Here is a 10481-nt window from a genome sequence, read left to right as displayed (position 1 = left end):
CTACTGGGACGGAGGGGGCAGAAAGAACAAGGCGATACTCACAGGGTATGACACCGCCAAGCGTATAGCCCAGCTTGAGAGGCCAAAGGAGGTCTATACACCCGATGCCTACATTGAGTTTACTGTGAATGGGATAAAGGTCAGGGGAAAAGAGGCAGGCATTCCAGTTGCAACATTTGACGGCATACCAATTCTTAGGAGCAACAACGTTCCGAAGGACACAATCTCAAGGATTTACATCCTGGATCTGGACCACATCTCTCTTGAAGTTCTAAAGCCAATAACATACGTCGAGACAAGCGACCCATTTATCCAGAACAAGTTCGGCACTGAAGGAGTTTTCTCCTGGATAGGCGAGATCTGGTGCGACAGGTTCATGGCGCAGGGAAAGGTCAGGGGTCTGAAATAGGCCCTATTTTTATTTTAGGCGATTACCATGGCTAAAGTTAGATACGATGGGCCCGAGACCTACTATACCGTCCAGGGCACAACTGGGATAGTTTACCAGTTTACCGGGCGTGACAAGGTCTCCGAGGTAAGGATCCCAGAAGACATAGAGATGCTCAAAAGTAAAGGCGGATTCACTGTGATAGAGGGAATCGAGCTTGGGAATCTCAAGAAGGATAAGAAGGTGAAGTGATGGCATTTTCTAGCGAGATAAAGGGATATGGAAAGAGCGGTGACAAGGCAACTACATGGGGCACCTTCACTAACGGTACTTCAGATACGGGTGGGGACATAAACACAGGGCTAGTCATTTGTGAATCCATAAGCATTGAATTCACAGGTTCCGCTGTAGTGGCAGACGCTGCCGCAATAAACGAATCTTTTCCATGCTCTGGCAGTGCTGTGACAATAGTTACAACTGCAGATGCTGACGGCATCTGGAGGGCCGTTGGCTACTGAGGCATGATATGGACCCCGCCGATCATGACATCCTGATAGAGATAAAGACAGACCTCACATGGATAAAGAAGAAGCTAAACGACCAGTGCGAATCATACAAGGGGCATGAGGAAAGGATTAGCTCTATTGAGGCATGGAAGGACAGGGCGTCAGGCGCCATAACTATAGTTGAGTTTGCCGTTGGCGGCGGGATAGTCTTCTCAATAATATCAATACTGCTTTGGCTCACGAGGCCCTAAAAATGGATGCCCTATCAATTGCATATTCAGGCGATTCCGATGCGACTCTCTGTATTGAAAGCTCTAAACTTACTTTGAGCCTTGATACCGAGGTCGAGTTCGATCTGGCAGAGAGTACTTTGGAAGATCTGGTGCTGGCCCTAAATTTAGAAGAGGGAATAACGGCTGAGCTGATTTCTGATAGCGACATAGAAGCAACAGAGCTAAACGAAGTATCAAAAGAGTATCCAGCCGACATAAAGACCAGGCCCTATCTTTTAGGCCAAGGCAACTATTCCAGTCCAAAAAAGATCTCTGAAGTTTCCCACATTACAGCTGAAAAAGTTAGAAACTATTGGCTCGATGAAGCAGACGCTCTAATAGAATCCTTAACTGGCCTTAATTTTAGGGCCAATAGCATTACAGACCAATCGATTGACATAAGGGCGAGGGACATTTTTGCATCAGGAGATTATGGATGTTACGCCATGCAATCAAATGGGCTTTACTTGAGAAAGTATGCCCCCATCACATCCATAGAATCCCTGGAGATTGACGGAGTTTCAGTAACTCCAACAAGTGTGGTAGTGGATTATGATAGGATTGTCCTCTCTTCCTCCTCGGAAGTCTCATCATGGCCCATCGGAAGATCAAAGGCTAGCATATCGCTCACATACGGATATGCTAAAGGCACAAAAGAATCAATCCTCGCATCAGAGTTTGCAACGCTCTACACATGCGAGAAGCTCTTTGAGTCAGACCTAAAGCAAAGGCAGAAGGCAGGCGCCACAAAGATAACTCACGCATCAGTTGTTTTTGAAAACGATACCCTTTCGGAAGAGACAATCTCAAGAAAGGAGATTGAGCTTAGGAAGAGGCTGATCTTGGAGCATCTGCCGAAGAAGATGAGGAGCGTCTTAGGATGAGCTTTGACCCTATCTCCTTCTTGGAAAATGTTGAGAGAATATTTGCTGCGGCAAGCGGACTTTCTTCTGTAAAGACATGGACCAGGCCTACGAAGCTCTCTACTTCTTTTGAAACTCCTGAGGTAGCTATTGAGATGTTAGCAGGGAACATAGATTCAATATCGCTGTCATACCCCAACAAGCAGATTGAGTTCTATGTCCGCTTTGTGATCTTTGAAGAGCAGACGCTAAGCACTTCTAAGATGGGCACGATCTATTCCGGGGTTATTGATACTGTGAGAAGCAATCCAGACCTAAAAAACAAATCAGGGTCTGCAACTTGCGATTATTTTGGAACATTTTATGGCAGAAATATCAGTTTTGATCTGGCAGCAACTGAGAGGAACGGTGTTTCTGTGAATGCAATGAAAATCGACGTACCTTGTTTGGTACGGGATATATAGGTGAAAATTATGGCATACACAAAAGGAGACGTGTTTGTAAAAAAAGAGGAAACGTGGGGAACTGGTGTTGACCCCACTGCACCAACAACGCTAGTCGATGAGATTCTAGGCTTAGACGCAGAATATGAATATGGCCTTGAAAATCAGATCACTGCTGTAAATCCAGCAGCAATGGCATATCCTTCCGAGATATCATATCATACTGCAAAGGCAAGAGGCAAGATAGATTTTGTCTACAACGGCGCATTACCGTTTGCCCTTATGCTCGGGGGGATTGCAAATGCTGATCCCTTGGAAGTGTCAGCGCCCTACACATGGACTATATCGCCCTCCGGCACCCCAATACCTTTCACTACATCTTGTCTTATGAAAGGGGCAAACGACAAAACTGCGCAGATTGTTGGATGCTACGCAAAAAGCCTATCTTTTAAGATGGGATTAAACGAGCCCGTTTCAGGTACACTTGACATAGTCGGGAAGGACCTTAATCTAAACAATCCCTTCACAGTCCCAACAACAATTGCAATTGATGATGCAAGGGCATGGAAGCCCCATGAGTTCACATATGCAATAGGCAACATAAGCGGCATAGATTACATCACAGATCTAGAATTCACTATCTCAAGGAGCGTTGAAGTTGGGCACGGCCTTTCGGATAGGTCACCATCAACAGCATATTCTGGAAAGTTTGAGGCAATAAATGGGTCAATCACAGCATACATACCCGACTCTGAAACAGCAGATGAAATTGAGCAATTGGTGCTTGGAGGCACCTCCACAGGGGCAACTTTGACTCCAAAGGATATCGTAATTGACAAAGGGTATGTCAACACGACAGCAGACACCATGAAGATCACCCTCTCAAACTGCATTTTTTCTGATTACAGTGCCATATTCCCGCTTGACACAAAAGTTAGCTACAAGTTTGGATTCTCTGGCACATCCGCAGAAGTTCTGTGGGAGGCCCCTTTTGCGAAGACTAACTGGTGAGGCAATATCATGGCAATAGTTGAGAAATCATACTTCCTCCACGAGCGGGATGAGAAAGGGGAGCTGAAATCACTCGTTATTGAGATAGAGCCTGGAAAAGAAGTCAAGATCATACCAATTCCAGAGGGCGAGATAGCGCAGTTATCTGACCCAATAAAAGGGTATGAGGTGCTATCGGCTCATATTGTTGAGCCTAGACTCTCGCCTGATGAAATCAAAAGATTTGGAAAGACAAAGGCAATAGCCAATCTTGCCCAAAAACTCTTGGATATCAGTGACATAAAAGAATCCTTTCGTCCAGAGTCTGGAAGCAAAGGCAAGACTCCTTGAGGAGCAGGTGCTGCACCAGCTTGGGTATAAAGTATGGGAAATACCAAAACTCACAATCTTGGAAAAAAGAAGATTAGTGAGGGGATACGTATTGTACCAGAATCCGGAAGGCACCCAGGAAGAAAAGAGGATCCAGGCCGAAGAACTAATTAGGATGAGGAAAGAGCATAATGGCAGAACAAAACGTCAAGATAACAGTATCGGCTGAAGACAGAGCATCAGGCCCTATAAAAAATGTCCAGGGTGCTTTAGGTGGCCTTGAAAAAGCCGGCGGAAAAGTCGGCGGGGCAATGTATTCTTTGGGCCATGCGGCAGAAGTTGCTATGGGTACACTGGCAACTGCAGTCATAACGCATGGTGTCGCTGCTGTGCAAAACTTGAGCCGTGAGATGGTGCAGCTTTCAATCGAGCAATCAAAGTTCCAATCCCAAACACAAAATCTTATGAAAAATGCAGGGCTACAATCTTATTCAAGGCAAGTTGAAAAATTGATAACCCAGCATTCTGATCTAACTTCCTTTGACGATACTTCTGTAAGGAAGAGTTTCAACAATCTGATCGCTTCAACAAAAGATTACGAAAGATCACTCAAGCTGTTATCAGTTGCAGAAGACTATGCAGCTGCAAGAGGGATAGATCTTGAATCTGCAACAAATCAGATCACAATGGCCCTTGATGGCAGCACGCTGACATTAGAGCGAAATGGTGTCGCACTTGATGCAGTCAACATGAAATCCATGACGGCAGCACAAAAAATGGACTACCTCGCTAAGCAGATGGAAAAATCTTTTGGCGGCAGTGCAGAGGCTCTTAGGAACTCAACTGCGGGGATATTTGCAAATTTTGAGAATCAGGTCCAGAATCTAAAAACACTTTTTGGGGAAGAATTGACTGGTGTGATAGGCCCAACTTTAGAGAATATTGCAAGTAAGATTTCAGAAATGATAAAATCAGGGGAGATCGAACCCCTGGTCGATGCTTTCGGAAATCTTTTGCAGCACTCCCTTAGTCTAGGCTCTGAGATAGGAAACATAGTAATGAAGCTCGCCGGGGTAACATCCTCTTCAGAAGCAATAACAAAACTTGCCGATGCTTTTGATAGGGTATCGTATATTTTGGGCATGATTGAAGATGCGCTTTCTAGAATCAGTGTTCTTATCAAAGATCTGCATCTGGATAAAATCATGAATATGGGATTGAGGATGGCAGATCCTGGGGGCATGGCTCTTTGGGATTATGCCGGCCAGCAGGTCCAGTATGGGAATGCCGGGGAGTATACCCCGTATGAAGCTGCCAGAAGGGGCAAATGGGAAAGTCCAGGGGTGGATATTCCTAAGGAAGAATCAGCAGCCGATGCTTTGGCAAGGCTCCGTGAAGGCATCAGGACGGAAACTGAGAATCAGCAAAGCAAAAAAGACAATAGCACTGCAGTCCAAAACAACACTCAAAACGTGCTTTCTGCAAATGAACTCCTAAAGATCTACAGGGAGCAGACAACTAAGACTGGAACTGAAGTCAATCAGTTAGGCCAAACTGCAGGATCGGCAATCCAATACATGACCTCCGCCATGAACACCGTTAGGCAGATGCTGACACCTTCCGGTGGGGGAGGAGGGGGTGGCGGATGCCGAACATACGGAACAAGCACAACTATCAGTGACGGTCACAGCGAAAGAACTGTTTATGGAACTGGCTCTGGGAGTAGTTCAGGTGGAATGGCCTGGTACAATGTTTTGGGAAATGAAAATGCAGCTTTCACAGCAACAAAGGGCGAGGCTTGGGCCAACACAGTATCAAATGTGACCCGTAACTCTTGTTCAGGATTGGTCTGTAGTTTCGATGCAGGTGGAAGCAAATACTACGCAGGCGATGCACTAATCACTAAAACAGGTGACGTCGTAAACTTTCACCCAGATGATAATATACTGGCCTTCAAAGACGGATCAAAACTTCAAGGCAAAGGGGTAGTAATCAACAATACTTTCAATATCAATGGCTCTGGCAATCCCGACAGGATTGCCGAAGAGATCATGAAGAAAATAACTAGGGTAGGCAGGATAGGATTCTAATGGAATCAAAAACTAAAACCGATTATCTAGTCAATTGGCAGATTATCGGAAAGGATGGCAAAATCAAAGAAGAGGGAAACGAAAAATTAAATCCTATAGGGAAGGAAAATGGCAACAATAACGAATAAAGGATTAGAGCTTAAGGCCAAACTCCTAAACGGAGTTGCAAGCACGCCTTTCACATATGTCGCCTTGGGGTCTGGAACGACTGACGAGGCAAACGATCAGACAGCGCTTGTGACAGAGATCACCACTAACGGCGGTGCAAGGGCTGCAGCAACTTGTGAGTACGAGGCTGACTACAAGGCAAAGTGGACTAAGACCTTCAGTTTCACAGGATCTCTTTCAGTCAATGAAGTTGGGGTCTTTGACGCTGCATCAAGTGGCAACATGCTGATGAGGCACAAGTTCTCTGCGACCAAAGCAGTTGAAAACGGCGACTCTCTAGCCATAACGATAAAGGAAACTGAATCAAGGGCTTAATCTTTTCTTTTTTTATTTTTTGAATAATTATACGAGTGATACACTGGCCAAGTACGACTACAAAGCATCGGGGGTCACTAGGGGGCAAGAGGTAGTTGAAAAAAGGACCCTTAACTCTAAGACCTTTCAGATAGGGCCAGGAAAGTTTAGAAGGGTATTTCACGAAAAGCCCATCCATTATGAAGACGAAATTAATCAGCTTAGAACAATTGATGCTACTATCCGAAAGGAAAAAGACAAGTTCATAATGGATAAAAACAGGTTTTCCATTGGATTTAGATCTGATGGGGAAAAAGAGAAATATTTTGGATTTAGAAAAGGTTACGATCACCAGTACGAGGCAAGCTTCAGAAAGATCGTGATAAACGGGAAAGAACTTTCTTTTGATAGCTTTTCTAAGATTGAGAAATTAAGCGATTACGAGCTAAAGCATTCTATTGCAGATGGCATATGGATCTACAACAGGATTCATGAATGCTATGTCCAGGAAGCAGTAGTAATTGACACCGGAAAGATCCATCTAGAGGACGTCGAAGTCTGGTACGAGCTCCATTTGAAAGGCTTCTGGGCAAAAGGGAAAAAGGCGGAAACATTCACTTTCGAACTGGATGCAAAAGAAAAGATCTTTGTGCCCGGGCCCAGAATGTGGGTAGAAAATGCTGAGCATGCCAATCATCCTCTGCGCCACAGGATAGTAAAAAAAGATGGCAGAATTTTCTATGTTAAATACCTTGACGATAAGGCCAGAAACTGGGTAGGCCTAATCCAGAAACATAATCTCCTTCTCCCGGACGGGAAAAAGCTCAAAGGTAAGAAAACAATTTGCATAGACTCTACAACGTATTACACATCCACTGCAGACGGCCAGGTAAACGGGGCATATTCTGGGACATGGTCCACTGCAAGATCAACAGGCAATACGGTCACAGACACCGCCACATCAGTAATCATAAGCACCACTGCTTCCTTTGACAAGCAGCTTGGCGGCAACGGCTACTCGATAAGAAGGGGATTTTTCTACTTTGATACTTCAGGACTGCCTGACAATGCAACGGTGACATCTGCTGATTTTTCGTTATACAAATATTCCGCCTCCAACAGCCCGACCATCTGCGCCCAAAAAGGGACGCAGGGCAGTTCACTAAGCGCATCGGATTTCACAGCATACAGCGGAAGCTCTTATGGCACTGTGTCAACAAGCAGCTCAGGTTACCTCACCATTAGCTTGGATTCGGCAGGAAAATCCGACATCAGCAAAACTGGGATCACAAAGATTTGTGCAAGGGAATACACATATGACTATTCAAACAGCGCACCTGCAATAGCCATGGCTTATTCTGTCACCGTTTATTCCGCCGAACAGTCCGGTACGTCACAGGACCCAAAGCTTGTAATTGAATATGAAGAATCTCAAGCTCAGGAACTCACCGATACAGTGGAATACACCAGCAAAGGGGCCATTTCAGCTACAGGCAACATCACTTATGCAGCTTCGGTCACAAGTACTGGGGCCGGGAGTGTGGCAGTAACTCCTGGAATAACTTATGCCGCAACAGCAACATGCACTGGGACAGGAACGATAACAGTCACACAAACGGCAACGTTAGTTTCTCTTGTGAGCTACACTTCCTATGCAGCAATAACGCAACAAGATGTTGACTCCGATATTGAACTTATCACGGCGACAACGGCTGCAACATGCACAGTCACAACGGCATTTGGATACAATGTAACGATCACCTACAGCGCCACATGTTCAGTTGAAGAATCAGATAACAGGATCTATTCTGAAACTGTTTCTTATAATGGGTATGGCCAAGTTGAATATAGCGGTACAACTTCTTTTAATGCTGCAGTAAATTTTAGCTCAGCTGCAACACCATCACAACAGGACCAAGATATTGATCTGGAAGTTATACTTGTTTCAAGCGTGGCATCGATCACAATTGTTGAGCCCACTTCTCACTCTGCAGAAATCACATATGGGGCAACTGGTGCCGGCAGCATAACGGCAAATTTCAATGAAGCGGAAGAAATATCATTTGGATCTTCTGGATCTTCAGAGGCAGCGTCCCAAGCTGCGCTTCATGTTACAATTGAATATATTAGTGTTGGAACGGCGATACAGCAAGATGTGGATTCATTTATAGAAACAGTGACTGCAGCCGGTGGGTCACTTGTTGCCGTAACAACTGTAACAAATTATAGCGTCACCTACGATGGCCCAACTGGAAAAGGCCAATGCGCTGTAACAATTGAAACAAACAAAGTCGCAGATATTGACTACACTGCAACAGCTTCAATTGAAGTAAGCACAATAACAACTTATGGCCTAACAATAACATGCGAAGCACTCGCAACACCTTCACAGCAAGACGAAGATATCGATCTTGAAGTGATCTTATGCGCCGGTGCTGCCGCAGGTTGGGTATCTGACTTTGAGTTTATACGCTGCAATGGGGCCGGATCAGTCCAGGTGCTAACGGTCTACACTTATGACGGTACTGTAGAATATGCATCCGAATCAAGTTTTGAAGTTGCAGCAATAACAGAATACCACATTGGCATTGAGGCGGTAGGAGCCTCTTCGGGAGTTTCCCAGGATATTGATTATGATGTGGAAGTTATCCTTTGCGGATCATCCGGCAAAGGGTGGATCCAGGATATTGAACTACTAAAGATTATTGGCGCTGGCACTGTCTCTGTAACGACAGTAACAGATTATGCCCAGCTGATCGCATTTGAGGGCCTTGGATCATCGGAAGTTTTAGCCCTAAAAACATGGGCAGACACAGTCACTTTTGGGACATGCGCATCTTTAGAAGTTGACACGGATTATAGCTATGTTGGCTTAGTTGAGTTCACTGGATATGGCTCTGTAGTAGTGCTTGATGCGGATGTTGATATTGAGCTTATCACCGTGACGGGCTATGGATCTTCTGAAGTTATTCCAACAGATCTAGTAACACTTGAAATACAATCAGCAGCATATTTCACAATTGATGTCACAAGCACAGGAAGGACAGAATTATTCTGGTCCATACATGTTGATGACATTGTCTTAGAGGATAACTACACGGTGGAGTACGCAAAGTTCACTGATGAGAAGGGAAAACGATCAGACTACTTTGAAATTGTTTTGAACAATAACGATGGATCAATCTCAGAAGAGTTTGGGATAGGCGATAATGTCTACCTTTATTTTGATGAAAACGATCCTCCGGCCGCTAAAATCTTCCACGGCCTTATCACGGGAATTGACTTTGATATCGATAGCTATGGCAGCAATAAACTGGTCCTAAGTGGGGAAGATTATGGATCTGTTAGATTTGGCCAGACAATTGTTTCCGGCGCTGAAGTTTACTACAACACAACTGCAACTGATATCATCACTGATTTAGTCTACAGGTATTGCCCGGAGATATCAACAACTAATGTCGAAGAATTTCTAGATCAAATACCTTTTGTTTCCTTTGCATGGGAATATGTTTCCCAGGCTATTGAAAAGATTGCAAGGCTTGTTGGCGCTGATTATTATGTTGATGAAAACGATGATCTTCACTTCTATGACCCAAGCGATCTGGAAGCATCCCACTCAATCACCCCGGCCCAAATAGTTAATGCATCAATCAAAAGAGACACTTCAAAGTTCTTTGACAGGGTATTTGTTGTAGGGGGAAAGCAGGGCTTTTTGGACCAGAGCCAGGCGACTACAACAACTGAAGTTTCGCTTCATGATAAGTATTATGCATCTTCTTTCCAGCCTTCAAAGTCAAACGTGCTTTATGTTGAGACTTATGTCAAAAAGATAGGTAGTCCACTTGATGCCTTCAGATTCTCGATAGTTGAGGACAATTCGGGGCCAACTGGAGCAATTGTAGGATTTGGATCAACAGCAGCAAAGAACGTTTCAACTGATGGCTCCTGGATAAAACTTGATTATATCGACGTGCAGCTGAACGTGGCAAAGCTCCACTGGATAGTTTTCCACATGATCGGGACGGCAACTGATACTTACAAAGTGGCGCATGACAACACGACTGCAAGCGGCCACAAGTATTCAACTGGATCATCCTGGACAAGCGCCACAGGTAAAATGGCCTTCAAGACCTATTA

At 44.7% G+C, this 10481-nt stretch carries 12 protein-coding genes; all 12 read left to right on the top strand.

All coding sequences use genetic code 11. The features are described from left to right. A partial coding sequence (locus HPY60_08385; GenBank protein NPV51193.1) for a hypothetical protein occupies positions 1 to 409 on the top strand: 409 nt, incomplete at its 5' end. A gap of 27 nt (positions 410 to 436) precedes the next feature. After that, entirely contained in the window at positions 437 to 640 is a 204-nt protein-coding gene (locus tag HPY60_08380) for a hypothetical protein (GenBank protein NPV51192.1), read from the top strand. Beyond that, positions 640 to 906, top strand: coding sequence for a hypothetical protein (locus HPY60_08375; GenBank protein ID NPV51191.1), 267 nt, complete (start codon positions 640 to 642; stop codon positions 904 to 906). Before HPY60_08380 ends, HPY60_08375 begins: the two co-directional genes overlap by 1 nt. A gap of 8 nt (positions 907 to 914) precedes the next feature. Beyond that, positions 915 to 1145: a hypothetical protein gene (locus HPY60_08370; GenBank protein NPV51190.1), complete on the top strand. Its 231-nt coding sequence runs from the start codon at positions 915 to 917 to the stop codon at positions 1143 to 1145. A gap of 2 nt (positions 1146 to 1147) precedes the next feature. Further along, complete coding sequence (locus HPY60_08365; GenBank protein NPV51189.1) at positions 1148 to 2050, top strand: hypothetical protein; 903 nt, start codon at positions 1148 to 1150, stop codon at positions 2048 to 2050. Further along, positions 2047 to 2493, top strand: a complete 447-nt coding sequence (locus HPY60_08360; protein NPV51188.1) for a hypothetical protein — start codon at positions 2047 to 2049, stop codon at positions 2491 to 2493. Before HPY60_08365 ends, HPY60_08360 begins: the two co-directional genes overlap by 4 nt. 9 nt (positions 2494 to 2502) lie before the next feature. Continuing rightward, complete coding sequence (locus HPY60_08355) at positions 2503 to 3483, top strand: hypothetical protein (protein ID NPV51187.1); 981 nt, start codon at positions 2503 to 2505, stop codon at positions 3481 to 3483. 9 nt (positions 3484 to 3492) lie between these two features. Beyond that, the gene (locus HPY60_08350; protein NPV51186.1) at positions 3493 to 3813 is read left to right on the top strand and encodes a hypothetical protein; all 321 of its coding nucleotides are present in this window, start codon (positions 3493 to 3495) and stop codon (positions 3811 to 3813) included. 7 nt (positions 3814 to 3820) lie between these two features. Then, the gene (locus tag HPY60_08345) at positions 3821 to 4021 is read left to right on the top strand and encodes a hypothetical protein (protein ID NPV51185.1); all 201 of its coding nucleotides are present in this window, start codon (positions 3821 to 3823) and stop codon (positions 4019 to 4021) included. Further along, positions 3984 to 5882, top strand: coding sequence for a hypothetical protein (locus HPY60_08340; GenBank protein NPV51184.1), 1899 nt, complete (start codon positions 3984 to 3986; stop codon positions 5880 to 5882). Before HPY60_08345 ends, HPY60_08340 begins: the two co-directional genes overlap by 38 nt. Before the next feature lie 237 nt (positions 5883 to 6119). Further along, on the top strand, positions 6120 to 6365 hold the full coding sequence (locus tag HPY60_08335; protein NPV51183.1) for a hypothetical protein: 246 nt from the start codon (positions 6120 to 6122) through the stop codon (positions 6363 to 6365). A gap of 553 nt (positions 6366 to 6918) precedes the next feature. Next, positions 6919 to 10481, top strand: a 3563-nt coding sequence (locus HPY60_08330) for a hypothetical protein (protein NPV51182.1), incomplete at its 3' end; no start/stop codon positions are given.

The organism is Methanofastidiosum sp., assembly GCA_013178285.1.
Classification (GTDB): domain Archaea; phylum Methanobacteriota_B; class Thermococci; order Methanofastidiosales; family Methanofastidiosaceae; genus Methanofastidiosum.
This window is presented reverse-complemented; position numbering and strand designations above follow the sequence as displayed.